The sequence below is a fragment of the Candidatus Binatia bacterium genome (assembly GCA_036504975.1).
Classification (GTDB): Bacteria; Desulfobacterota; Binatia; order UBA9968; family UBA9968; genus JAJPJQ01.
Window position 1 is genome coordinate 1 of record DASXUF010000059.1, and the last position, 23,253, is coordinate 23,253.

Annotated in this window: 23 protein-coding genes, 1 tRNA gene and 1 pseudogene; 3 read left to right on the top strand and 22 right to left on the bottom strand. The window is 59.2% G+C overall.

Annotated features, from left to right (window positions below; all coding sequences use genetic code 11):
• From rsmA to VGL70_07650, 8 genes are all read right to left on the bottom strand, one after another.
• A partial coding sequence (gene rsmA, locus VGL70_07615) for a 16S rRNA (adenine(1518)-N(6)/adenine(1519)-N(6))-dimethyltransferase RsmA (GenBank protein ID HEY3303386.1) occupies positions 1 to 859 on the bottom strand: 859 nt, incomplete at its 3' end.
• 188 nt (positions 860 to 1,047) lie between these two features.
• Positions 1,048 to 2,046, bottom strand: coding sequence for a tRNA (adenosine(37)-N6)-threonylcarbamoyltransferase complex transferase subunit TsaD (gene tsaD, locus VGL70_07620; protein HEY3303387.1), 999 nt, complete (start codon positions 2,044 to 2,046; stop codon positions 1,048 to 1,050).
• 17 nt (positions 2,047 to 2,063) lie between these two features.
• The gene (locus VGL70_07625; protein HEY3303388.1) at positions 2,064 to 2,858 is read right to left on the bottom strand and encodes a tetratricopeptide repeat protein; all 795 of its coding nucleotides are present in this window, start codon (positions 2,856 to 2,858) and stop codon (positions 2,064 to 2,066) included.
• 3 nt (positions 2,859 to 2,861) lie between these two features.
• Positions 2,862 to 5,213, bottom strand: a complete 2,352-nt coding sequence (locus tag VGL70_07630) for a PBP1A family penicillin-binding protein (protein ID HEY3303389.1) — start codon at positions 5,211 to 5,213, stop codon at positions 2,862 to 2,864.
• 120 nt (positions 5,214 to 5,333) lie between these two features.
• Positions 5,334 to 6,839, bottom strand: a complete 1,506-nt coding sequence (locus tag VGL70_07635; GenBank protein HEY3303390.1) for a DegQ family serine endoprotease — start codon at positions 6,837 to 6,839, stop codon at positions 5,334 to 5,336.
• A gap of 8 nt (positions 6,840 to 6,847) precedes the next feature.
• Entirely contained in the window at positions 6,848 to 7,294 is a 447-nt protein-coding gene (locus VGL70_07640) for a DUF1844 domain-containing protein (GenBank protein HEY3303391.1), read from the bottom strand.
• 85 nt (positions 7,295 to 7,379) lie between these two features.
• A complete protein-coding gene (gene htpX, locus VGL70_07645) occupies positions 7,380 to 8,228 on the bottom strand; it encodes a zinc metalloprotease HtpX (protein ID HEY3303392.1) in 849 nt (282 codons plus the stop codon).
• Positions 8,229 to 8,312: 84 nt separating this feature from the next.
• A complete protein-coding gene (locus VGL70_07650) occupies positions 8,313 to 9,296 on the bottom strand; it encodes a glycosyltransferase family 9 protein (protein ID HEY3303393.1) in 984 nt (327 codons plus the stop codon).
• 106 nt (positions 9,297 to 9,402) lie between these two features.
• On the opposite strand from VGL70_07650, the gene cysK reads away from it, so the two are divergent.
• Positions 9,403 to 10,335 carry a cysteine synthase A gene (gene cysK / locus VGL70_07655; GenBank protein ID HEY3303394.1) on the top strand — a complete coding sequence of 311 codons (933 nt, stop codon included), beginning with the start codon at positions 9,403 to 9,405 and terminating at the stop codon, positions 10,333 to 10,335.
• A complete protein-coding gene (gene larE, locus VGL70_07660) occupies positions 10,332 to 11,144 on the top strand; it encodes an ATP-dependent sacrificial sulfur transferase LarE (protein ID HEY3303395.1) in 813 nt (270 codons plus the stop codon). Before cysK ends, larE begins: the two co-directional genes overlap by 4 nt.
• On the opposite strand, the gene ispD is transcribed toward larE, so the two are convergent.
• From ispD to VGL70_07680, 4 genes and pseudogenes are all read right to left on the bottom strand, one after another.
• Positions 11,141 to 11,833, bottom strand: coding sequence for a 2-C-methyl-D-erythritol 4-phosphate cytidylyltransferase (ispD, locus tag VGL70_07665; GenBank protein ID HEY3303396.1), 693 nt, complete (start codon positions 11,831 to 11,833; stop codon positions 11,141 to 11,143). The two genes, larE and ispD, sit on opposite strands and share 4 nt — an antisense overlap.
• 74 nt (positions 11,834 to 11,907) lie before the next feature.
• On the bottom strand, positions 11,908 to 12,390 hold the full coding sequence (locus tag VGL70_07670; GenBank protein ID HEY3303397.1) for a CarD family transcriptional regulator: 483 nt from the start codon (positions 12,388 to 12,390) through the stop codon (positions 11,908 to 11,910).
• A gap of 361 nt (positions 12,391 to 12,751) precedes the next feature.
• A complete protein-coding gene (gene rimI, locus VGL70_07675; protein HEY3303398.1) occupies positions 12,752 to 13,267 on the bottom strand; it encodes a ribosomal protein S18-alanine N-acetyltransferase in 516 nt (171 codons plus the stop codon).
• Between the two features lie 1,156 nt (positions 13,268 to 14,423).
• A pseudogene (locus tag VGL70_07680) lies at positions 14,424 to 14,648 on the bottom strand (YfhL family 4Fe-4S dicluster ferredoxin).
• Between the two features lie 110 nt (positions 14,649 to 14,758).
• On the opposite strand from VGL70_07680, the gene VGL70_07685 reads away from it, so the two are divergent.
• Positions 14,759 to 14,834 (top strand) — tRNA-Cys (locus tag VGL70_07685).
• 40 nt (positions 14,835 to 14,874) lie between these two features.
• Here the strand turns inward: VGL70_07685 and grxC are convergent.
• The 10 genes from grxC to VGL70_07735 all read right to left on the bottom strand — a co-directional run.
• Positions 14,875 to 15,150, bottom strand: coding sequence for a glutaredoxin 3 (gene grxC, locus VGL70_07690; protein HEY3303399.1), 276 nt, complete (start codon positions 15,148 to 15,150; stop codon positions 14,875 to 14,877).
• Positions 15,151 to 15,222: 72 nt separating this feature from the next.
• The gene (locus VGL70_07695; GenBank protein ID HEY3303400.1) at positions 15,223 to 15,591 is read right to left on the bottom strand and encodes a response regulator; all 369 of its coding nucleotides are present in this window, start codon (positions 15,589 to 15,591) and stop codon (positions 15,223 to 15,225) included.
• 50 nt (positions 15,592 to 15,641) lie between these two features.
• Positions 15,642 to 16,439, bottom strand: a complete 798-nt coding sequence (locus tag VGL70_07700; protein ID HEY3303401.1) for a DUF3108 domain-containing protein — start codon at positions 16,437 to 16,439, stop codon at positions 15,642 to 15,644.
• A complete protein-coding gene (leuD, locus tag VGL70_07705; GenBank protein HEY3303402.1) occupies positions 16,440 to 17,057 on the bottom strand; it encodes a 3-isopropylmalate dehydratase small subunit in 618 nt (205 codons plus the stop codon).
• 65 nt (positions 17,058 to 17,122) lie between these two features.
• Positions 17,123 to 18,526 (bottom strand): 3-isopropylmalate dehydratase large subunit, encoded by a 1,404-nt coding sequence (leuC, locus tag VGL70_07710; protein ID HEY3303403.1) that lies wholly within the window; start codon positions 18,524 to 18,526, stop codon positions 17,123 to 17,125.
• Positions 18,527 to 18,610: 84 nt separating this feature from the next.
• On the bottom strand, positions 18,611 to 19,585 hold the full coding sequence (locus VGL70_07715) for an ABC transporter substrate-binding protein (GenBank protein HEY3303404.1): 975 nt from the start codon (positions 19,583 to 19,585) through the stop codon (positions 18,611 to 18,613).
• Between the two features lie 19 nt (positions 19,586 to 19,604).
• Positions 19,605 to 20,513 (bottom strand): polysaccharide deacetylase family protein, encoded by a 909-nt coding sequence (locus VGL70_07720; protein ID HEY3303405.1) that lies wholly within the window; start codon positions 20,511 to 20,513, stop codon positions 19,605 to 19,607.
• A gap of 64 nt (positions 20,514 to 20,577) precedes the next feature.
• The gene (locus tag VGL70_07725; protein HEY3303406.1) at positions 20,578 to 21,744 is read right to left on the bottom strand and encodes a hypothetical protein; all 1,167 of its coding nucleotides are present in this window, start codon (positions 21,742 to 21,744) and stop codon (positions 20,578 to 20,580) included.
• A gap of 3 nt (positions 21,745 to 21,747) precedes the next feature.
• On the bottom strand, positions 21,748 to 22,503 hold the full coding sequence (gene truA / locus VGL70_07730) for a tRNA pseudouridine(38-40) synthase TruA (GenBank protein ID HEY3303407.1): 756 nt from the start codon (positions 22,501 to 22,503) through the stop codon (positions 21,748 to 21,750).
• Between the two features lie 104 nt (positions 22,504 to 22,607).
• Positions 22,608 to 23,253 (bottom strand): acyl-CoA dehydrogenase family protein (locus VGL70_07735; protein ID HEY3303408.1); only part of this gene is annotated, 646 nt, incomplete at its 5' end.

Sequence of the window (23,253 nt, forward strand, 5' to 3'; positions counted from 1 at the left end):
AGCTATCAGCCGTCAGCTCAAAACTTTTTAAGATCCGGGCGAGACCGATAAATTCCTCCACGCTTAGAGTTTCGCCGCGGCGGCGCGGGTCGATGCCCTGGGAGCGCAGCAAGCGGTCAACTTCTTCCCGGCCGATTTTCAACCAGGTCGTGAGATTATTTTGCAGCGTCTTTCTCCTCTGGCCGAACGCGGCGCGCACCAGGCCTTGTAGCACGGAAGCTTCGTCTGCGGAAACCAAAGGCTCGGGATGGAGCTCGATCTTCAGCACCATCGACCTGACCTTGGGCCTGGGGAAGAAAGCTTCGGGAGCGACTGGAACTTTGGCGGCGATCCGTCCATGCACCTGGCACCAGACGGAGAGCGAGCCGTAAGATTTCGTCCCCGGGGCGCTCGCCATACGCTCCGCCACCTCGCGCTGGACCATCAGGACGAAAAACGAAAAGCGCTCGCGCAGCTCGAACAGGCGAAACAGAACCGGAGTGGAGATGCTGTAAGGCAGGTTCGCCACGAGCTTGATCTTATGCGCGGGCAGAATCGATTCCAACGGAAGCTTCAAAATATCTCCGTGGATCAGCTCCAGCGCGGGATGCGCGCCCAAATCGCCGGCGCGGAGCTTCTCGACCAAAAACCGGTCGATCTCGACGGCCCAGACGCGGCGCGCGCGCTCGGCCAGCCGCCGTGTCAACGACCCCAGACCGGGCCCGATCTCGAGGATCTCATCTTCAGGCGCCAGATCGACGAGCCGCAGGATCGATTCGAGCACGCGATCGTGGACGAGAAAATTTTGTCCGAGACGTTTTTTGGGTGCGAAGGCGGCGTCTCTCAGCGCGGCGCGCGCTTCCTGGTAAAGAGTGGCCATAGCTTACCCTATAAAATGATAACCGACCGAGCGGGGGTTTCTCGAAGGACCGATGCGTTGGACGAGAAGCAGCAAGCGTACTTCAACATTTCTTTCAGAACTCTCGTGCCGCGTACACGGACGTATCGCATCGGCCCGGAGAGAGACCCCCGCTCGGCCGGACGGAATAGGAGTCTTTGTGGCGCCTGCTAGAGCGTGAGATCGGCGTCGGCGTTGAGGCGAAAATCGTCCCTCTTTCCGCGTTTCAGCGAGTGGTAACCGGCGAGCGCGATCATCGCGCCGTTGTCCGTGCAGAGAGCGGGAGGAGGAAAATGGACCTCCACGCCCTCGGCGCGCGCCGCCGCCGCCATTTTTTCGCGCAGCCGGCTGTTCGCCGCGACGCCGCCGGCAAGCACGATGCGCTTGACGTCGAGATCAGTTGCCGCGCGAAGCGTCGGCGCCACCAGCATGTCCACAACGGCTTCCTGAAAACTCGCGGCGATGTCGGCCTTGCGGGCTTCCCATTCGCACCGGTCGCGCTCTTTGAGGTAATGCCAAACGGCGGTCTTGACTCCGCTGAAGCTGAACTCATACGAGTTTTTTTTCAAGCGCGCGCGGGGAAACGCGATCGCATGGGGATCGCCGTTCTTCGCCAGTTGGTCGATCACTCTGCCGCCGGGGTAGCCGAGCCCCATCATCTTGGCGACCTTGTCGTAAGCTTCTCCGGCGGCGTCGTCGCGGGTGCCGCCGAGAAATCGATAATCACCAAAATCGCGGACGAGATAAAGCAGCGTGTGGCCGCCCGAGGCCAGCAGCGAAAGGTAAGGAAAAGAAATCTCGCGGTCGAGAAAAATCGCCAGCAGGTGCGCCTCGAGATGGTTCACGCCGACGTAGGGGATGCGCCAGCGATACGATATGCCTTTGATAACCGAGAGACCGACCAGCAGCGAGCCCACCAGTCCCGGGCCGCGCGTGACCGCGATGCCGTCCAGATCGTTGAGAGCGACGCCCGCCTGGGCGAGCGCGCCGTCGATGATCGGCAAAATGTGGCGCACGTGCTGGCGCGACGCGAGCTCCGGCACGACACCGCCGTAAGGACTATGAATTTCGTCCTGGGATGAAACCACATTGGCCGCTACCCGGCGGCCGTCGACGAGCACGGCCGCCGCCGTATCGTCGCACGAAGTCTCTACGCCCAGGACGACCATCGGCTTGACTTTCAATCTCAGCGCAGGCCCGGGCCCTCTTCCTGAATGCGGGCGAGCCCGTCGGCGGCCAAACGATTTCCCGGATTCAACCGCAACGCCTGCGAATAGCTCTTGCTGGCGCGGTCGATGGAGCCGAGGATGCGGTAGTTTTCTCCTCTCAAGGCGAACACCTCCGCCAGCCAATAAGGCTCGCCGCTGAACAACGACTCTGCAACGTCCAAAAACCTGAGAGATTCGTTCTGGCGGCCCAACGATGCGTGGGCCTTGGCCAAAAAATAATAGCCATAGGCGTTGGTGGAGTCGATCGCGATGGTTTTTTCCAGACGCGACAGCGCCCGCGCGTGATCGCCGGATTCCAAAAGTTTTCTGCCCTCTTCCGTGAGTCGAATCGAGGCGGCCCGTTGCGGCGGAGTCGTCGGCGTGATCTTGGCGAGCAGCGAAGTCTCCTCGGGGAGAGGCGGCGGAGCCGGCGGCGGTGAGGGCGCCTGCGGCGGCAATGTCCGCGCCGACGTCTCTGGCTGGGACCTCGGCGGCGGAGCTATGCGTCTTTCCTTGAGATCTTCTTCATAGATAGGTCCCCGCTCGATCGGCGCTCTCGCCTGAGGCGGCGGCGGAGAGTAATCCGGCGAGGGCGGATACGCTGGAGGCAGCGGGCGCTGCGCGGACGAGGGCGGCGGCAAAGGCCGCCGATACACGGTCTGCGTCGGACATCCTTGCGCCGCCAGCATCACGATCGCCAGCGCGAAGATCCTCACAATGCTAAGATGCAGCATGTGATTTCCGTAATCGCGCCGGATTCGCTTCAAACCCATGGATTATCTTCCGAGGAGCGGCGATACCATCCGGGAGAAAAAATCGGCCGGCGCGGAAAAAAATCCGGCCAAGGGCGACGGATGGAGTGGACAATAGGCGCTCGGCTCCTCGCCTTCGAGAAACGCTTCCTGAATGACCGTCGGGCAGTTCGGCGTCGCACGGTAACCGGTGAGCGGATCGACGTCCATCATCCTGATGCCCGCGGGCGGCGCGAAATCGGTCGCCGGCGTGCCCGCCGTCGCCTTTTTCATAAAATCGGTCCAGATCGGCACCGCGGCTTGCGCTCCGGACAAGCCGAGCTTGGTTCCGTTGTCGAATCCGACCCACACGACGGTAAGCAGGTCGGGCGTGTAGCCTACAAACCAGGCGTCCTTGGTGTCGTTGGTCGTTCCGGTCTTGCCCGCCGCCGGCCGGTTGAAGCCGAGCAGTCTCGCCGAGCGTCCCGAGCCGCGGTCGAGCACGCCTTTCATCATGAAGTTCATCATGAAAGCGAGCTGCGGGGTTATCACCTTTTCCACCTGAATATCCCGCTTCTCCAATACCCGGCTCTCCTGGTCGATGATCTGCTTCACCGCCAGCGGCTGGGTACGCACGCCGCCGTTGGCCAGAGTGGAAAACGCGACCGCGACTTCCAGCGGCGTCACTTCCGCCGCTCCAAGTGCGACCGAAGGAAACGCCGGCAGCGGGCTTTGAATGCCGAGGCGATAGGCGACGTCGCGCACGCGCCGGATCCCCACTTCACGCGCGACGCGGGCAGTCGCGGAGTTGAGCGACCGCTCCAGCGCGGTTTGGAAAGTCACGGTGCCGAAATACTCATCGCGGTAGTTGGCCGGCTGCCATTCCTGTCCTTCGTAGCTCCAGGTAAAGGCCGAGTCTTCGACCAGGCTCACCGGAGTGAACCGCTTGCCCTCCGATCCGTACATGAGCGCGGCGAGATAAACGAACGGCTTGAAAACCGACCCGGGCTGGCGTTTCGACTGGAAGATGCGGTTGAATTGGGATTTCTGATAATCCCTGCCGCCGACCATCGCCTTGATCTCTCCGGTTTGCGGCTTGATGACGACGATCGCGCCTTCGAGATGGTCCCCTTCGCCGCGCTTGCGAAGATAGGCATAGGTCTCCTCCAGGCGTTTGAGCCCATCGGCCAGGGATTTTTCCGCCATTTTTTGCAGTTGCAGGTCGAGGCTGGTGAAAATCCTCAACCCTTCGGCGGTGAGGACCTCTTGCGCGTAGTTCTCCGCCAGCTCGCGCTTCAAAAAGTCCACGTAATAAGGGGCGTCGTTGATCACCTTGATCAGGTCGCGCCGCGGAATCACTTCTTTCAGCGCCGCGTCGTACTGGCGCCGGCTGATCAGCTTGTCGTCCAGCATCTTCCCCAGCACGACGTTTCTTCGCTGCTTCGCCGCCTCGACGCTGCGATACGGAGAATAGCGGTTGGGGGCCCGGATCAGGCCGGCCATGAGGGCGGTTTCTCCCACCGTCAATTGCTCGAGATCCTTGGTGAAATAAAATTGCGCGGCCTCCGAGACGCCGAAGATCCCCTGCGTACCCTTTTGTCCCAGGTAGATTTCATTGAGGTAGTTTTCCAGGATCTCTTCTTTGGAGTACTTACGCTCGGCGATCAGCGCCATGATGGCCTCTTTGATCTTGCGCCTGAGGCTGCGCTCGTCGCCGAGAAAAAAGTTCTTCATCAACTGCTGCGTCAAGGTGCTGCCGCCCTGGACGACGCCGCCACTGCGCAGATTGGCCAAGGAGGCGCGCAGGATGGCGATCGGATCGATGCCGCGATGGCGGTAGAATCGCTCGTCTTCGATCGAGAGGATCGCCCGCACCACCAACGGGGGGACTTCAGCCAGATTCACGAGCCTCCTCTCTTCCCAGATGCGGTCGTAGAGTCCGCTGATCAACTCGGGCTCGAGCTCGAAAGAAAACAGCTCCTGCCCGTTCTCGAGATTTTCCATTCTCGCGACGGCCGCGCCCTGAAGCGCGATGCGCAATGGAAATCCCTTGAAGTTCTCCATCGGATAGGCGAAATCGTGCAGGTAGACGTCCACGGCGCCGTCTTTGCCGAAGCGGTATTCGCCTTTGGCATCGGGCGCGCTCTTCGTCTCCCTGTAACCGAGGCGGCGGAATTTCTCCGTCAGATCCTCGCGGCGGAGATTCATCCCGGCGTAGAGCAAATAGGTGTCCGAGTAAATTTTGGAAGGAAACTGCCACTTGCGGCCTTCGAACTTGGCCGTGACGGTGCCTTCGAGGCGTTTCACGTACCAGGCGCTGAAAACCGCAACGACGGCGATAAAGACGAGAGATGACAGAATGATGGTTTTACGCGACGGCAAACGGGTCTTCTTCAACTGAGTTTCCCCGGCGATGAATCAGCCTTGAGTGTAACGCCTTTCGAAAACAATAAAAAGAGGATCGAGTAAAACCGACTCGATCCTCTTTTCCGATTGAGCCACCTTTTCGATGGATATTTATTTTGACGGCTTGAGCGCGAGGAACAGCGTGTTCTCTCCGCGCCGCACCAGGAAGAGAACTCCCTTGCCCTTCTTGATCTCGCCCGCGGCCTTGCGGAAATCGGCCACCTTGCGGACGGCCTTCCGATCAACTTCCAAGATAATGTCCCCGCGGCGCAGCCCTGCGTCGTCCGCCGGGCTCCCCGGCTCCACCGCGGTGATCACCACGCCTTCGGCGCGCTCGAGGCCGAGGCTCTCGGCGACCTGCGGCGTCACTTGCTGAACCGTCAGGCCGAGCTCGCCTTTTTCCGCGGTGGAAGCGACCACTTCCTCGTCTTTCATTTCGCCGACGGGGATCGTCAGCGCGATCTCCTTTTTGTCCCGCACCAATTTCACGCGAACTTTTTTATCCACGGCGGTGCGGGCGACGACGATAGGAAGCTCGTTGGAGTCTTTGATTTCCTTCCCGTCGAACTCGGTGATGACGTCGCCGACTTTGATTCCCGCGGTTTCAGCCGGGCCGCCTTTAGTGACATCGGCCACCAGCGCCCCTCTGGGCCGGTCCATTCCGAGCGACTCGGCGATCTCTGGCGTAACCCTCTGGATGAGCACACCGAGATAGCCGCGGGTTACCTTCCCCTTGCCTTTGAGTTGCGGCAACAGCTCTTTTACCAGGTTGATGGGAATGGCGAAGCCGATCCCGATGTTGCCGCCGGACCGGCTGTAGATCGCCGAGTTGATGCCGACCACTTCGCCGCGGAGGTTGATCAGGGGCCCGCCGGAGTTTCCCGGGTTGATGGAGGCGTCGGTCTGAATGAAATTGTCGTAGGGACCGCCGATGTGCCGTCCCTTGGCGCTCACGATGCCGGAGGTCACAGTGTTGTCCAGGCCGAAAGGATTGCCGATCGCCATCACCCACTCGCCGACCTCGAGCCGGTCCGAATCTCCCAACGCGGCCACTTGAAAGTTGTCTTTGGCGTTGATCTTGATCACGGCGACGTCGGTCTTGGGATCCTTGCCGATCACCTTGGCTTCGAACTCCCTTTCGTCGGCCAGCTTCACGATGATTTTTTGCGCGTTGTCCACGACGTGATGGTTGGTGAGAATAGAGCCGTCCTTGTCGATAATAAAACCCGAGCCGAGACTCTTTTGCCGAAACGGGCCGCGCGGACCCGGCCCGCCGAAGAATCGCCGCCAAAAATCGCCGAACGGATCTTCTTCGCCGCCGCCGAATGGGCTTTCGAATCCCTGGCCGCCGCCTTGACTGACTTGAGTCGTCGAGACGTTGACCACGACTGGACTCAACTGCTTCGCCAGGGTGACGAAGTCGGGCAATCCCTGCGGCGTGACAATCGACCGGGCAGCCTCTGGGTTCGCGGTCCCGCCCCACAGATTGACCAGCCGCGTGCCGGCGAACCAATCCAGTCCTCCGCTCACCCCCAGTCCGGCCAACAAAGAAACCACCGCCACGATGAACAGCACCTTCACCCTTACCTGCCGGTTCCAGATCCTCTTCTCTTCCATCACAACTCCTATTTTTTCTTCTTCACCGCTTCCACGTAGCGCATCCGGAGATCATACAGCACGTCTTCCATGAGCTGCTGTTCTCCGGGATCGAGATTGCCGCGGGTTTTATCCTTGAGCACGCCGATGATATCGATCATCTGCTTGGCCACCGGCAAATTGCTTTCGACCTTGCCCGACGTCGGATCAGCGATCTCGCCTAAATGCATCAAAGCCTGCGTGCTCAAACTGATGACGAAGGTCGAGAAGTTGATTTCAGGCAGCTGGGCGTTGGCTTCGTCTTTCGATTGGTTTTGCGCTTCGCCCCGGATCTCGTCGTTCCGCGGCTCCTCGGCCTCCGATCGCCCCTCTGCCGTGGCAGCCGCTTCGCGCGGCTCTCCGGTTTCAGGCGAGAACCTGCGCCGGTCGGCTACCTTGAATCCCTTGCCTTCGCCTTTTTCTCCCTCTTCAGCCATGAAAGCCTCCTGTTAATTTTGGAGAAAAAAGAAACCGCCGGAACACGCCGCCGTCGGCGTCCGTTCGTCGCTTGCCGAACAGTTCTTAACGCGCCATGGCGCGGAGCCGCGCGATCCTCTCCTCGATCGGTGGGTGAGTGCTGAAGAGGCCGAGTAACGACCGGCCCGAAAGAGGATTCACGATAAACATATGGGCAGTCTCCGGGCGCGCTTCCATAGGGACGATTTCCTTGGCGCGCTCCAGCTTGGCCAACGCCGATGCCAGACCGAGAGGATTCCCCACGGTCTTGGCCCCGGTGGAGTCGGCCATGAACTCTCTCGAGCGGGAGATGGCCATTTGAATGATCATCGCCGCGATGGGCGCCACGATCGACATAAAAATCAGCCCGAGAATTCCGCCGCCGCCGTCTTCGTCCCGGTCCCTCGCGCCGCCAAAGATTGCCGCGAACCGCGCCATGTTCGCGAGCATCATGATGACGCCCGCGAGCGCGGCGGCGATGCTGCCGATCAGGATATCGCGGTTTTTTACGTGCGAGATCTCGTGCGCCAGCACGCCTTCCAACTCCTCGCGATTCATGATCTTTAGAATCCCCTCGGTGACGGCGACCACCGCATGCTCGGGATTTCTTCCCGTGGCGAAGGCGTTGGGAGACTCGTCCGGAATGATGTAGAGACGAGGCATCGGAATACCGGCGCGGAGCGCGATATCGTGGACGATTGCATGCAGTTCCGGCGCTTCGGCTTCGCTCGCCTCCCGCGCACGGTACATGGCGAGAACGATCTTATCGGAAAACCAGTAACTGCCGAAATTAAGGAGAAGCGAGAAGACAAACGCGATCATCATGCCTTGCGGGCCGCCGAAAAGCTGTCCGATCCAGAGGATGATTCCGGTCATCAGGCCCAAAAGCAGCGCTGTTTTTAGGGAGTTCGACATCTTGTTTTATTCTCCTGTATCGACCGCTTCCGCCGCAGCGACTCTGCGAGCACAGATGAACTGTAATGCCTGCATACCCCCTTGTCAAGAAGCGTGCCGCGCAGGTAAATTCGCGTTCTCGCGCGCAAAATTCCGAAGAAAACCGATGACGGCTTCCGGCGTCAATTGGGTCAGACATTTGCGGTGCGGGCAACTTTTCATCACCGGACCAGGGCAAGGAGAGCACTCGACGTTCCGGCTTACGACCGCCGCCCGGCGGCCCCGCGGCGCCCATTCTCCCGGATCCGTCGGCCCAAAAAGCGCGACCGCGTCGGCGCAGACGGCCGCGGCCAAATGCGTCAGGCCGCTGTCGTTTCCCAGATAGAGATCGGACAGTGAAAGCAGCGCGGCGATTTTTCCCAGCTCCAGATGGCGGGCGACGTTCGCTCCGCGCCAATCACGATCTTCAAACCATTCCTCTTCGGCCGGACCGAAGATCACGAAGCTTTCGCCCCCGCTCTCCCGCCACCATCTTTCGACCTCGCGGAAAAATTCTCCGGGCCAATTTTTTTCTCGCGCGCCGCTGCCCGGCGCCAGCGCGAGAATTTTTTTGCCCGCGAAGCCGCGCTCACTGAGCCAGTTCCGTCCCCAAAAGAGCGCCTCGCGCCGCAACGGTACGATCGGAATGAATTCGCCCGCCGGCTTTCCCCCCACGCAACCGAGGTAATAATCCGAGATATGGATGATGGAATCGACCGGCCGGAAAGGGAACAACTTTGCTCTACCGCCGGCAAGAACCTCGATACTCGTCGCGAAGTTCCGATCGCCGCTCCCCGTCCAGGAATAAATCGACTGGTACGAATCGAAGAACCGCCTGAGCGCTTCGTCCCGCCCGGCGCTACCGACAAAAAGCCGACTGATCTCGCGGCGCTCGACCGAGCTGACGTGAATTACCGGCGGTAGTAGATCCGCATATTCCGCGCGGGCGAATAGATCCACGCTTCGATTCCGCGCCAGGAACTCGAGCGCCGGAAGAAAACAGATAAAATCCCCCAGCGCGCCGGGAAAAAGAACCAGAATTTTTTCCAACGATCCCTCGCTCCCGGTATTTTATTGACTTTCCAACGGTCAGAATATAGCATACAGGGAAGTTCAGTCGAATCTTCTCTCCCGACGAAATGAGAGCACACAAATTGTGGCAAGCTTAAACGGCGCCCGATCGATTCTCGACCTCATCGGCTCCACCCCCGTCGTCAAATTAAGAAATCTTCCCGGCAAGAACGACGCCGACATTTGGGCGAAGCTCGAGTCCTTCAATCCCGGGGGCTCGGTCAAAGACCGGATATGTCTCAGCATGATCGAAGCGGCGGAGCGCGAACAACGGCTCAAGCCGGGCGCCACGATCGTGGAGCCGACCAGCGGCAACACCGGCATCGGCCTCGCGCTGGTCGCCGCGGTTAAAGGGTATCGTTTGATTCTCACCATGCCCGATACGATGAGCGAAGAGAGACGCAGCCTGCTCGCCGCCTACGGCGCGAGAATCATTTTGACTCCCGACACCAAAGGGATGGGCGGCGCGATCCGCAAGGCCGAGGAGCTGCTGCTCGAGCACCCGGACTATTTCATGCCGCAGCAATTCAACAACCCGGCGAATCCGGAAGCGCACCGGCGCACCACGGCCGTCGAGCTGCTCGAACAATTCAAGCAGATCGACGCCTTTGTCTCGGGAGTCGGCACCGGCGGAACCATTACCGGCGTCGGCGAGGTGCTCAAGGAAAAAATGAAAGGCGTTAGAATCTGCGCCGTCGAGCCGGCCGCGTCTCCGGTCATCTCGGGCGGAGAGCCGGGATTTCATAAAATCCAGGGCATCGGCGCCGGCTTCGTTCCGGCCGTCTTGAACCGCCAGGTCATCGACGAAATCTTGACCGTCAGCGACGAAGACGCCATATCGCACACGCGCAAGCTGGCACAGGAGGAAGGCATCCTCGTGGGAATTTCCTCCGGCGCCGCCTGCGCCGCCGCGCTCCAAGTCGCCAAAAACCTGGGAAAAGGCCGCGTCGTCGTCACCGTCTTTGCGGACAAAGGCGAGCATTATCTCAGCACGGACATCTTCAACGAGCGGCAATGAGCGCAAAGCTCGAAGCATTGAAAGAAAATCTGCGTGCTGCAAACGGCCTCCTGGTCGCCTTCTCCGGCGGCGTCGACTCAACTTTTCTTCTGAAAGTCGCTCAGATGGTAATGGGGGATCGCGTGGTCGGTCTGACCGCCTCGTCTCCGACCGCCCCTCCGGGAGAGCTGGAAGCGGCGCGGGAGCTCGCGGGCATTATCGGATGCCGGCACATCGTCGTCGATTCGCACGAGCTCGACAATCCGGCTTTTTCTCAGAATTCCGCCAATCGCTGTTATTTTTGCAAGGATGAGCTCTACCGCATCTGCCGGTCGGAGGCCGACCGCCTGGGATTTTCCGTGGTCGTGGATGGAACCAATCTCGACGACTTGAAAGATCACCGTCCCGGACTCAAGGCGGCGAAGGAATGGCGCATCGGTCACCCCCTGGTCGAAGCAGGAATGACCAAAGAGGAAATTCGCCGCTCAAGCCGCGATCTCGGGCTCCCGTCATGGGACAAACCCGCCATCGCTTGTCTCTCTTCGCGCTTCCCCTACGGCACCGAGATCAACGTGGAGAGGCTGGGGAAGATCGGAGCGTGTGAAAGGGTCCTCAAAGATCTCGGCTTCAGGGAGTTTCGCGTGCGCTATCACGGCGAGCTGGCGCGCATCGAAGTCGCGGTCGAGGAAATCGACCGTCTCTTCGAGAGAGAGATCCGGGAGCAGATCGTCCAACGATTCAAGGAAATCGGCTTTACCTTTGTCAGCCTCGATCTTGAAGGCTACCGCACCGGCAGCATGAACGAGTCGCTGGCAAAGAAGACCGCTTAAACTCGTCCCGCGCGAATCAGCGCTTCTGCGATCAAGAGATCTTCCGGCGTCGTAATCTTCAGGTTGCTCCGCGCGCCTTCGAGCACGGCGACGGTTTTTCCCAGACGCTCCACCAGCATCGCGTCGTCGGTCGCTTCGATTCCGTCTTGTGCCGCGCGGCGGTGCGCTTCGCGAATGATCTCGACGCGAAATGCCTGCGGCGTCTGGATCTCCCATAAAGAGTTCCTCGCTGGAGTCGACTCGATCCGGCGCGATGCCGAAACGACTTTGATCGTATCCTTGGCCGGCACTCCAACCACGGCCGCGCCCTCTTTGAGCGCGAGCTCGACGCACCGATCGATGATGGCCGGCGAAATTAGAGGGCGCGCGCCATCGTGGATGACGACGACCTCGCAATCGTCGTCCAACCGATTCAGTCCGCGCCCGACCGAATCCTGGCGCCTGGGGCCGCCGGATTCCAAGACACATTCAAGACGGCCGAGATCGCGGTCGGTCACTATGAGCTGCTCAAAGTCCTTCCGTTGTTTTTCCGGCGCGACCAGAATCACTTTTCGTACTTGCGATCGGGCGAACCGATCGAGCGTGTGAAGAATCAGCGGCCGTCCGGCGAGCGCGATCAGAGCCTTCGGGAGCTCGCCGCCCATTCTTTTTCCTTCGCCGGCCGCGACAATGACTGCATTGACACGCATGTCGATCCTTAAAAAACAAAGGGCCGAGAGATGATTCCTCCCGGCCCTTACAACTTCATTCCGTCAACGGCCAATCAATGAGTGAAGATATGGCGCAGCTCCTCCATGATCTTGTCCTCGGAATGCGAGCGGGCGATCGAGAGCTCTTTGACCAGGAGGTTCTTCGCCGTATCGAGCATCTTGCGCTCGCCGAAGGATAGTTCCTTGTCGCCTTTCAAGACGAATAGATCGCGCAGCACCGTGGCGATTTCTAAAATAGAGCCGGTTTTGATCTTCTCCGTGTATTCGCGATAGCGGCGGTTCCACGTCTGCTGGTCGGCCTCGACTTTTTTCTGGCGCAAGACTTTGTAGACCTGCGACACCATGTTTCTGTCGATCACTTTGCGCAGCCCGACGGATTCAACATTGTCCACCGGAATCATGATCTTCATGTCGCTATCGAGAATGCGCAGCATGTAAAATCGCTTTTCCGTTCCTGAGATCACCTGGGTGCGAATCGCTTCGATCTGACCCACCCCATGAGCGGGATACACTACCTTCTCGCCGACTCTAAACATGTTCCCTCCTAAGGTTGAGATTGCCGCAGCACATTCGCCGCTGTCGAGGGCTGAAAATTGTGTGGCCGGGGTCGATTGGGAAGCAATAACTTTGGCAGGGAGGGTTCAATCGGCTGGTGAGCATCAACGGCTCGCACGTTACTTCTAGCGCGACCACAATCCGTCCTACCCGGTAGCGATGGTGCAAAAAAATTAGCGGCCCTAAACTACGGACCGCTATTAAGTTATTGAGTGCACTTAAACCATACACCAATCTCGCCGCCTCAGTCAAGGGCGTGGGGGATTAACAAAAATCATTATAGTTCTTAGCAAGTTAGAAGATAATAGGCAAGCGATCGATGACGGCTGATTTTGGTGACGATCAAACCGAGTCGTTCAATTCCAACGCCATGATCAGGGCGTCCTCGCCGTCGTCGGAGTAGTACGCTGTGCGCACACCCTTGGCCGAAAAACCCAGAGCCTGATAAAGCTTTTGTGCCGCTTCGTTGGATTTTCTTACCTCCAAGGTCACCTGGCTCGCCCCCTGGCGGCGCGCTTCTTCGATGACCGCCTCGAGCAACGCCTTGCCTATCCCGTGCCGGCGGTATGCCGGATGCACCGCCAGGTTGTGAACGTCGATTTCATGCTGGAGCATCCAGTAAATGACGTACCCGACCGGCTTGTCGCCGACGACCGCGAGAAGCGACCGCGCGCAGTTTACTTTGAGCTCCTGGAGAAAAAAATTCGTGCTCCACGGATAGGCGAACGAGGCGCGCTCGATCTCGATCACCTCCGATAGATCTGACGAGTTCATCGGCCTGAACCGGACTCCGGCAAGTGAGCCGGAAAATCCCGCGGCCTCAGCGGCCTCCGTTGGTTTTTCGACCAGCCGTTCCACGTTCAGCTCGTTCTTACAACTGTCGACTTCCCTGAACGGCGCTCCTCGGCTGTTTGAGAAGCAGAATCTCCAAAAGCTTATCGGCAAAACGGTGGGAAAATCCTTCAATCCGTTCTTCAAGCGGGATCACCGTCGTGAATTCAGGCGGGAAAGCCCCGACACTGCTGGAGATCTTTCTGATCCGTTCATCGGTAACTCTTCCCTTGATAACAAAATGTCCATCTTTCAGCGCCAGGTCGTAATCATAATCGGGCATGTCGTCGGGAATCGTGGACCTTATCGGAAGACCGATATCCGGCACCTTAGTCGGGAATTCCATTCTGAGAAAATAGGCGCCTCCCCAGTCTTGAAGCGTGTACACGTTACCGTAGCGCCTCTCGCGCTCCAATTTCTCGACGAATCCCCTCTCGTAAAATCCATCGACGGGAATCGGCAGGCTTCGAATCACTCCGGCCTGCCGCTCGAGCAGAGGGCGCAATACATAGGCGAGCGGAACCCCATAGATCGCGGCCCGGAACACCAGCTCATCCGCCGGCTTAGCGTGGAAAATCCCCTCGCGCAGGCGATAAGCGCCTTCAATGACTCCCAACAACACCCCGAGGAGAATATAACCGTTGATTTGTTGGCTGAAGACAATGTCGACTCCATTGACCGCCGCGCCGGCGCACATGAGAAACACAGGATAGAGAACGACATTGTGCAGGATGTTGAGAGCCGTCGCGCCGGCGGCGGTGAACGCAACCGGACTTCCGACGGCGGCCTCCAATTCCTGCTTAGTCGCATGGGGCAGAGCGCCCAGAACCGGCTGCAACAAAAAAATCGCCGCTCGCCAGAGCGGTCGCGTGAGCGGCCCCTCCTTCCTAAAGCGGGAAAAAACTTCGTTGAAACTTCCCGGCAGCTCTCCGGGAAAATGCTTTTCGGCTTTGGGCGGCTTGGCGATTTGAGCCGGAGCCGGCGGCGCCGCGGGCTTAGGCTTTGACGCCGCTGCGGTTGGCGCCGCAGCGGACCGCGGCGCTGCGGCCGGCGGCGCCGTGGGCGTTTTTGCGGGAGTCTTTGCAGGCTGCTCGGTCGCTGGCGCCGCCGCCACTGCGGCTTCCTTACGGAAACGCGATTCGAAATTTTCTCCGAAGGCGACGTCGTGATGCAGCTCTTTGGCCCGCGCGATCAACACCGCTTCGCTCTCGATATTATTAGGGTCGGTCACGCAGCAGTCCACGGGGCAAACAGCGGCACAGGCTTCATAGTCATGAAAGCCGACGCACTCGGTGCACAACAGAGGATCGATGACGTAGATTTCTTCGCCTTGGCTGATCGCGTTGTTGGGACACTCCGGCTCGCAGGCCCCACAGTTGATGCACTCGCTTGTGATCATCGTAGCCATTTTTGTTAACTCCCGATTCTTCGTGAGTAATTACTTGTTCCGCGCCGGGTTGTCAATCATTTCGGCAAAAGCTTGAAAGAAAATGAAAATCTATGTTACACCTAAATCATGGCGGCGTACCCAAGTGGTTAAGGGAGAGGTCTGCAAAACCTCGATGCAGCGGTTCGAATCCGCTCGCCGCCTCCATTTCCCGCCGCCCGATCCAAGATTTCGCGGTACGCCGATTTCAATCTTCGTTTTTTGAATTGCCGATTCCCAAAAGAGCATCCAGCTCCCCCGCTGTATCGAGCTCCCGCAACTCGTCGTATCCTCCCACGGATTGGTCATCGATGAAAATCTGCGGAACCGTTCGACGGCCCGAGCGTTGCCGCAACTCGTCCTGAAGGCGCGGATCGCGACTCACGTCGATCTCCTCAAAATCGACTTGCTTGGTGCGGAGCAGGGCTTTGGCCCAAATGCAGTACGGGCAAATCTGCGTGGTGTAAATAACCACCTTCGGCATAATCGATGATTTCCCGGTCATGGGTCGCCGGGCCCGCGGCGGAGACTGCGGCCGATTTGGCGGGTCGCAATCCTATTCCTTCAAAAGTTTTTTCAGAGCGGCGCCCAGCTCGCGATGGGTGAAAGGTTTGGCGATGTAGTCGTTGCAGCCGACTTGAATGCATTTTTCCCGGTCGCCGGGCAATGCGCGCGCCGTGGCGGCAAGGATGGGGATCGCTTTCGTCTTGGGATTTTTGCGGATCATAGCAGCCGCCTCGAAGCCGTCCAGCTTGGGCAGCGAGATATCCATGATGATCAGGTCGGGCATCTGGGAGGCCGCCATCTCGACGGCCTTCTTCCCATCGTCGGCGGTGATGGCCTCGTAACCCAGGAACTCAAGCTCCTTCTGAACCACGTCGATCGTTGCCGGGTTGTCTTCCACCAGGAGGATTTTCTTTTTCATCCGCGGTTCCTTGTAGCGTAATATACCATCAATCGCGCCTGCCTGCCATCTCAACCCTTTCCTTCGGTCATCTCGATATTGACGCTGCCGACGAATACTTGCGCGGACATCTTGACGGGGAGTCGTTTTTCGTCCGCCGTGATCCACATGATCCCCTCGCGGAACCGCTTCGCATATCCGGACTTGCTCAGGTCGGCCACCCTCGGAATAATCTTGTAGGCGTCGAATTCACCCTGGCTCGTCCTTACCCGTTCTCTACCCGCCACATCCAACGTGACGAGGTAGCGGCTCTTGCCGCCGAAGACTTCGAGGCGAAAGTGATCCCCGACTTTGAAATCGAGACTGCGGGCCAGGTAAACGGCCGAGATCGTATCCAGCGTGTACGGCGATACGAATTCGAAATCCTTGCGCCGCTTGTTCTCCTTGCGCCGGACCACCCATTTGTGCGTGGCGGGATCTATCTCGGCGATCGTATCGATGACTTTCTTGTTTTCCCGCTGGATGAAAACAAACCGGCGCGGATGAAGAGTCTCGGCGTCGAACGTGGACTCGATCCTGTCTCGCATCTTAAAGATGAAATCCAGGTAGCGCCACGATTCCGCCTTGACCGTGACATGATAGTATTTCTTGCCGTCCAACGTGACCGGCCGGCTCTCAATCTCCGTCTCGGCTACCGGCACGCCCATCCAGGTAGCGCGGTAGGTGGCCTTCTCTCCGCGGTCAAAGGGACGAAAACGGGGAGCATAGTTCTCAAACGGCGACTGCGTGTCGGCGGCAGAGCCGAGCACGTAGCCGAGACCTATCGAGATGACGAGAAGAAATCGGAGAAGAAAAAAGTCGGTCTTCACTCAACTCCCAAAGCCGGTCATATAGGGCAGCTTCGCCGCGACCGCTTTTACTTTACTCAAGTTGAAGCGCAGCATCGCGGTGGAGTCCCACGATCCTTCGAGCAGCGCTTGGCGGGAGGTTTCCGGAATGGCGACGGGCAGGGATTTTCCGCCGGCATAAGAGAGGGTCTTCTTTTCAATATCGAGGGTAAATCGCGCTTGCGGATCGGACTCCGTCAACCCCATCAGCTCTTCTATCTCCCGTTCGCCGACGGTGACGGCGGGAATTCCCAGCATCACGCAATTGCCCGCGAAAATCGCGGCGAAGGATTCGCCCACGATCGCGTGAATGCCGAATCGATGAAGCGCCTGGGGCGCGTGCTCCCGCGAGGAGCCGCAGCCGAAATTTTTATTGACCAGCAAGATCGACGCTCCCTTGAACCTGTCGTCGTTGAATGGATGCGGCTTCGGCTTGCCCGCGGCGTCGAACCTCTCGTCAAAAAAGGGATACTCCCCCATGCGCGCGAAGGTCGCCTCTTTCAAGTAGCGCGCCGGGACGATGCGGTCGGTGTCGATATCGTTGCCCCTAACCGGAACCGCGCGGCTGGCGACGCGGATTATTTTCGATTCGTTGCTCATACTCGATATTGTCTTTCGATCCTCTCCTTTATCCTCTCCCTTCCAGGGAGGGAAAAGGGCGAGGGTTATTGGAGATATTCGCGGACGTCCACGACTTTTCCGCTGAGCGCCGCCGCGGCGACCATCGCGGGACTCATCAACAGAGTCCGCCCGCCGGGGCTTCCCTGCCGACCGATGAAATTGCGGTTCGACGAGGAAGCGCAGATCTCTCTTCCCTGCAATTTATCGGGGTTCATCGCGAGACACATCGAACAGCCGGCGGCGCGCCACTCGAATCCCGCCTGGGTGAAAATTTGATGCAGCCCTTCTTTTTCCGCCAGCGCCTTTACCTCGGCCGATCCCGGCACGACGAGCGCGCGAATACCGGCGTGGACTTTTCTTCCCTTGGCGATCGCGGCCGCGGCGCGGAGGTCGCTCAACCGCGAATTCGTGCACGAGCCGACGAACGCCACGTCGATCGGCGTTCCCAGAATCGGACTCCCCGGCTTCCAGCCCATGTGCTCATAGGCTTTCCTCGCCCCTTCGGGATCGGGAAAACCTTCGGGACGCGGCAGTTTCTCCGAGATGCCGACCGACTGACCCGGATTGATTCCCCAGGTGACGGTCGGCTCGATATCCGACCCGTTCATGCTGACCACATCGTCGTAGCTCACGTCGGCATCCGAGGCGACCGATTTCCAATAAGCCACGGCGCGCTCGAAATCCGCGCCCTTCGGGACGTACGGTCTTCCTTTCAAAAACTCGAAGGTGGTTCTGTCCGGGTTGACGTAGCCGACCAGAGCGCCGCCCTCGATGCTCATGTTGCAGACGGTCATGCGCTCTTCCATGCTCATCCTGTCGATCACCGCGTCCCCGTACTCGTACGCGAATCCCTTGCCGCCGGCGACGCCGAGCTTGCGGATGATGTTGAGAATCACGTCCTTGGCGTAAACGCCTTGAGCCAACGAACCGTCAACGTTGATTCTCCGCACCTTGAGCCGGTCCATCGCCAGCGTCTGCGTGGCGAGAACGTCGCGCACCTGACTCGTGCCGATGCCGAAGGCCAACGTGCCGAACGCGCCGTGCGTGCTGGTATGGCTGTCGCCGCACGCCAGCGTCATGCCGGGTTGCGTGAGACCGAGCTGAGGACCGATGACGTGAACGATACCCTGCTTGTCGCTGTCCAGGCCGAAAAAATCGATGCCGAACTCGCCGACGTTTTTTTCCAGCACCCGGGTCAACTCCTCGGCCTGGGAATCCAGAAACGGGCGCGTGCGCACGTCGGTGGGAACGATGTGATCGACGGTGGCAAAAGTGCGCTCGGGAAAAGCTACGTCCATGCCTTTTTCCCGCAGCATATCGAACGCCGGGGCGGTGGTGATCTCGTGGATCAGATGAAGCCCGACGAAGAGCTGTGTCTGCCCCGTTGGCAGGATGTCGACGGCGTGCGAATCCCAAACCTTGTCGTAGAGCGTGCGCCCTTTTGCCATGCAAGTTTCTCCTCCGGAAAAATCATAATATCCAGCCGGGCGAGGCAGCGCAAGGCTCGGTTGCGGCGGGTTTCCGGGCGCGGGCTAAAGCCCCAATTCTTTTTGCGCCTGTTTGAGGTAGCTCAGGTCGGCGAATTTCTCGGGCGGGGGCGCGGGGTCCTTGATGAGACCGTCCTGCATCTGGACCTCGACGTTGATCTTCAATCCTTCGAGCGTGACTGCGCCGTCGGCGGGATAGACGCGGTTCTTGATGTAATAGTCGATTCCCTTCTCAGCGTACGGCGGCTTGAGGCCTAATTCTTTCGTGAGAAAATCCGCCGCCTGGGCCGGCTGTTCGTAGATCCAACGCAGGCTCCGGATGTGCGCTTTGACGAATTTGACGACGCTGACGCGGTTCTTCTCGGCCCAGGCGGGATTCACGTTGATGGAATTGAACTGATAGGTGGAAATGACCTCCGTCGTGTCGCCCAGTTTATTGAAACCCCGATCGATCGCGATATCGGCGAACGGGACGCCGAGAACCGCTCCCGCCACCGCGCCGCTTTCGAGCGCGCTTAATCGCGCCGGCGTGCCGCCAGCGATCACGGCGAGGCTGAAGTCGCGCGGATACTGAAGCCCTTTGCTTTTCAGGTAACTCAGCAAAATGGATGTCGCGCCCCCTTTGAGACTCGCGACGCCGAGCCGCGCGCCTCTCAGATCCTCGATCCTCTTGGCGTTCTTCCCGCCGATGAGAAGATAAGGCGCCGCGTTGCTCGAGCCCGCTACCACCTTCAGGTTCGCGCCTTTTTCGTTCAAGACGATGATGCCGTCGGGATTGATGAGAGCGAAATGAAGATCTCCGGTCACCAGGGCTTGGAGCTGGAGATCGGCGCGCCCGATGCTGACGAGATCGACCGCGATTCCCTCCTGGCCATAGAAGCCTTTCTTCTGAGCGATGAAAAACGGGAGATAGTTCAGGTCGCGGGATACGTAGCCCGCCTTGATGGTTTCCGCGGCGGCGGGAAAACTCAGCCACCAGAGAACGAGTGGAATAAGGAAAATGAACGACGGCCTTCTCATGGCGGGTCACCTCCCTAGCTTAGCGATGATCCAAAATCCACCTCACAACGTCGATCCGGCGCGCGAACCAGACCTCGGGGAAAGACTTGGCGTACTGAACCGACTCATCGTACACCTTGCCCGTAGCGGGAAAAGCCATCTGGCAGTGCATCGCCATCGTGAGCATCTTGGGTTCCTCCGCGGACTCTTGGTAGAGCATGTCGAATTCGTCCTTGAAGGCGCCGAATAAATCGCGCGCCGTGATGCCGCGGCGGTACATGCCGGTGTCGTTGAGACCGCTGATGGCGTTGCGGTAAGGAACTTCGACAATCGTCTTCCCTTTCACGTCGATCAAATACGGCGCATCGTCGTTGACCGCATCGCCGTGCCAGAGAAACCCCTCCTCGGCGAGCAATTCCAAAGTGTGTTCCGTGTGGCGCATCCCGGAAGACAGAGAGCCGTAAGGCCGCGCGCCGACGAGATCCTGAAAAATCTTGACGCACGTCCTGATCTCTTCGCGCTCCTGCTCCCGGGTGAGATGGATCGACTGAACGTCTTCGGCGTAATTGTGGCCGACGATCTCATGTCCTTGCGCATGAATTTCCTTCACCGCCTCAGGATACTTGATCGCCGCCAGGCCGTTGATATTGAACGAAGCCCTGAGCCCGTGCTTCTTGAGAATCCTGAGTATGCGCCAGATTCCGGTTCTCCCGCCGTAATCATTCTCGCTCGCCGTCCTGAAGTCGTACTTGCAACGGACGTCTTCGGCGGTGATCGGATTGGAGCCGCCGACGTGATGAGTTCTCCTGTGCTTCGGGTCGGGCGTTTCCGTCCAGGCCTCCAAATTACCCGCGAGCGTCACGGCCAGACGGGCGCCGTTCGGCCATTGGATCTTGATCTTTTTCCCCTTGGAGAAAACATCGTAGAAAGCATCGTGCGACGGCATCATGGGTAATTCCTCCGAACAGATTGAGTTAGGCCAAGCTATATAAGGAAGGCTCGAATCGTGTCAATCAGTTCTGCTGGCTGAGGAGATCGTACACCAGGGCGTAGAACTGAAACACCGAGGGCAGATAGACGGCGAAAAATTCTTTGGCGGAAAAGCTCCTTTGCGTTGGGTCGACGTGGGTGAAGAGCCTCAGCACCGCCACGTGGACTTTGCTCTTGTCTTTGACCGCGTCCGCCAGCCGCAGGCTTTCAGTGTATGGGATCAACGGGTCGGTGCTGCCGTGGCCGATGATGAAGCGGGCGCGGATCGATGGAACCAACGGCGCCATGGAAAGCTTGCGGAGAAAATCCTGCACTCGCGGATCGATCTTCTTGACGAGATCTTCCACCCGCGCCGGATCTTTGTTGATCAAAAGCTCGTAGAGATATTTTCCTTGCGGGCTCAGTTGCGCCAGCAGAGAAGCAACATTCGCGGCGGCGTTCATCTGCTCGTTTTTGAATATCTCTCTGAGAACCTTCCGGTCTTTGTCGTTGTCGACGTAATCGACGTTGTTCATGAAAAAGACCCATTTGCCGTAAGGCTCGGGCTGGAGGAAGCCTTTTTCGTCGCCGTACTCGTAAGCGCCGGTCGTGATGAAGCGAATGACGTTCACCGGATCGTAGTAGCCGCCGAAGGAGACGAGGAATTTAACCCGGCCTCGGAGACCGGCGTCAGCCGCCGCCATGATCGTCGGACCGGCGGCGTAGCTGAAGCCCATGAGCCCCATCTTGGTCTCATCCACGATTTCGTTCAGCGCAGCGAGATGACGGAAGGAAGCGACGATGTCGTCCACGTCGCTGAACAGAACGCGAAACGACCTCATTCCTTTGAGGTCCGGCACGAGGACGATGAAACCTACGCGCGCCAGAGAAAGGGCGAAGCGGATCAATCGCGGGTCGTCTTTGCCGTCCTCGATGATGCCATGGGTCAAGAGGATCGCCGCGCGCTTCTCTTTTCCCGGATGATAGTAAAGATCCGCCGGGATTTTTTGCTTGCCCTTGGGAATTTCAAGGCGCTTTTTCTCCGGAGCCGCCGTCACCCATGCAAGCTTGCCGCGCTCGGGAGAGTGGACCGTGCTTCCGTCGAGCATGTCCCAGAGAAACAGCGCGGTGAGAAACCCAAGGCGTATCTGCGAGAAAAAAACCACGATGATAAGCAGCAAGACCGCCGCCGCAACCTTGAGCTTTTTCATCCTTCATCCCTCATCCTTCATCCCTTCTTCATACCGCACTTCCATCAGAAACAAACCCTGCGGCGGCGCGGTTGGACCCGCCTGAGTCCGGTCCTTGGCTCTCAACAGCTCGGCGAACGAAGCGGGCGCGCGCTCGCGCCGGCCCACTTCAACGAGCGTGCCGACGATGTTGCGCACCATGTGGCGGAGAAACGCGTTCGCCTCGACGTCGTAGAGCAGCAACTCCCCCTCGCGCGCGAGCGCGTTCCGATCGATGCGCCGGACCGAATGCGCCGCATCGCAGCCGGCGGCCTGGAACGAGGCGAAATCGTGCTCGCCTTCGAGATCGCGGATCGCCTGTTGCATCGCGGCGAGGTCCAGCGGGTCGTGGACGTGCCAGGAGAAGCGGCGCAGGATCGCCGGCGGCCAACGGTCGTTCCAGATGCGGTATTGATACCGGCGTGCGCGTGCGTCTCTCCGCGCGTCGAAAGAGTCCGGGGCAACCTCAACTTTCCTGATTACGATGTCTTCCGGCGTGACCGCGTTCAGCCCTCGCTGCAGACGCCATAAATCAACCTCGGCGTCATGAATGAAATTCGCCACCTGCCCCAACGCGTGCACCCCGGCGTCGGTCCGGCCGGAAGCGTTGAGGCGAACGGCGGCGCCGAGGATTTTTTCCAGTCCCTGCTCGACGACCTCTTGAATCGCCCTGCCGTTCGGCTGCGCCTGCCAGCCGCAGTAAGCGGTGCCGTCGTATTCGACGGTGAGCTTGATGTTCATGTCTTCGCTTCGCTCAGAATCTCATATCTCAGATTTCAAATGGCAAAATTTTCGCTCCAGAAGGGAAGCGACCGTGGTCGAAACGATCATGTCCGTGGAAAGATTCAGTAGGACTTCGGCATTCCCAGAACGTGCTGCGCCAGGTAGGCGAGCACGAGATTGTTGCTGACCGGGGCGATGGTGAGAAGGCGCGTCTCGCGGAACTTTCGTTCGACGTCGTACTCCGACGCGAACCCGTAACCGCCGTAGGTCGTGAGACAGGCGTTGGCCGCTTCCCACGCGGCTTCCGAAGCCAAAAACTTCGCCATGTTCGCCTCCGCGCCGCAGCGCTCTTTGCGGTCGAACTTGGTCGCCGCCTGAAAGCGAACGAGGTCCGCCGCTTCGATGCGGGCATAGGCCTGGGCGATGGGAAATTGAATCCCCTGGTTCGCGCCGATCGGGCGGCCGAAGACGACGCGCTCCTTGGCATAGCTCGAGGCCCGCTCGATGAACCAGCGGCCGTCGCCGATCGCCTGGGCGGCGACGAGAATCCGCTCGGCGTTCCAGCCGTCGATGATGTAGCGGAAGCCCTTGCCTTCCTCGCCGATGAGATTCTCCGCCGGGACTTCCAGGCCGTCGAAGAAAAGCGCGTTGGTGTGGTGGTTGATCATGAGATCGAGCGGCTTCACTTCGATCTTGCCCTTTGCCGCTCTCAGATCGACGATGAAGACCGAGAGGCCCCGTGTCTTGTCAGTCAACTGGTCGTAAGGA

What these genes read in the sequence shown, in the direction of transcription:
- VGL70_07715 (HEY3303404.1), bottom strand. Translation starts at nt 19,585, where the DNA reads ATGAGAAGGCCGTCGTTCATTTTCCTTATTCCACTCGTTCTCTGGTGG.
- larE (HEY3303395.1), top strand. Translation starts at nt 10,332, where the DNA reads ATGAGCGCAAAGCTCGAAGCATTGAAAGAAAATCTGCGTGCTGCAAAC.
- leuD (HEY3303402.1), bottom strand. Translation starts at nt 17,057, where the DNA reads ATGAGCAACGAATCGAAAATAATCCGCGTCGCCAGCCGCGCGGTTCCG.
- VGL70_07670 (HEY3303397.1), bottom strand. Translation starts at nt 12,390, where the DNA reads ATGTTTAGAGTCGGCGAGAAGGTAGTGTATCCCGCTCATGGGGTGGGT.
- htpX (HEY3303392.1), bottom strand. Translation starts at nt 8,228, where the DNA reads ATGTCGAACTCCCTAAAAACAGCGCTGCTTTTGGGCCTGATGACCGGA.
- truA (HEY3303407.1), bottom strand. Translation starts at nt 22,503, where the DNA reads ATGAACATCAAGCTCACCGTCGAATACGACGGCACCGCTTACTGCGGC.
- VGL70_07725 (HEY3303406.1), bottom strand. Translation starts at nt 21,744, where the DNA reads ATGAAAAAGCTCAAGGTTGCGGCGGCGGTCTTGCTGCTTATCATCGTG.
- leuC (HEY3303403.1), bottom strand. Translation starts at nt 18,526, where the DNA reads ATGGCAAAAGGGCGCACGCTCTACGACAAGGTTTGGGATTCGCACGCC.
- VGL70_07695 (HEY3303400.1), bottom strand. Translation starts at nt 15,591, where the DNA reads ATGAAAAAGAAAATCCTCCTGGTGGAAGACAACCCGGCAACGATCGAC.
- VGL70_07635 (HEY3303390.1), bottom strand. Translation starts at nt 6,839, where the DNA reads ATGGAAGAGAAGAGGATCTGGAACCGGCAGGTAAGGGTGAAGGTGCTG.
- VGL70_07720 (HEY3303405.1), bottom strand. Translation starts at nt 20,513, where the DNA reads ATGATGCCGTCGCACGATGCTTTCTACGATGTTTTCTCCAAGGGGAAA.
- VGL70_07640 (HEY3303391.1), bottom strand. Translation starts at nt 7,294, where the DNA reads ATGGCTGAAGAGGGAGAAAAAGGCGAAGGCAAGGGATTCAAGGTAGCC.
- ispD (HEY3303396.1), bottom strand. Translation starts at nt 11,833, where the DNA reads ATGCGTGTCAATGCAGTCATTGTCGCGGCCGGCGAAGGAAAAAGAATG.
- VGL70_07625 (HEY3303388.1), bottom strand. Translation starts at nt 2,858, where the DNA reads ATGGGTTTGAAGCGAATCCGGCGCGATTACGGAAATCACATGCTGCAT.
- grxC (HEY3303399.1), bottom strand. Translation starts at nt 15,150, where the DNA reads ATGCCGAAGGTGGTTATTTACACCACGCAGATTTGCCCGTACTGCATT.
- tsaD (HEY3303387.1), bottom strand. Translation starts at nt 2,046, where the DNA reads ATGGTCGTCCTGGGCGTAGAGACTTCGTGCGACGATACGGCGGCGGCC.